This is a genomic window from Pseudomonas sp. EA_5y_Pfl2_R50 (genome assembly GCF_963970475.1).
GTDB lineage: Bacteria > Pseudomonadota > Gammaproteobacteria > Pseudomonadales > Pseudomonadaceae > Aquipseudomonas.
Genome location: NZ_CAXAPT010000265.1, coordinates 1 through 224, shown reverse-complemented (window position 1 = coordinate 224; position 224 = coordinate 1). Strand labels below are relative to the sequence as shown.

At 59.4% G+C, this 224-nt stretch carries 1 protein-coding gene; it reads right to left on the bottom strand.

The annotated features are described in order from the left end of the window. Window positions 1-224 (bottom strand): immunoglobulin-like domain-containing protein (locus AACY19_RS27750; RefSeq protein WP_339454684.1); only part of this gene is annotated, 224 nt, incomplete at both ends.

The following is a 224-nucleotide window of genomic DNA, read 5'->3' as shown; positions in this document are numbered from 1 at the left end:
TGTCAATGGTGTCCGTCACTTCGGTCACGGCTGGTGTGGTGCTCGGCACCAGGTTCTCGAAGTTACCGCCAGTGGCGTCCTTGATGGTGACTTCGACTTTGCCGGCGTCTTTGTAGACGTCATCGGCAGGCGCTGGAACAGTGACGGTGCCAGTGGTTTTGCCGGTTTCGATGGTAATGATCGAACCGTTCGACAGGGTCACAGTCACCGGCGAGCCAGCCGGG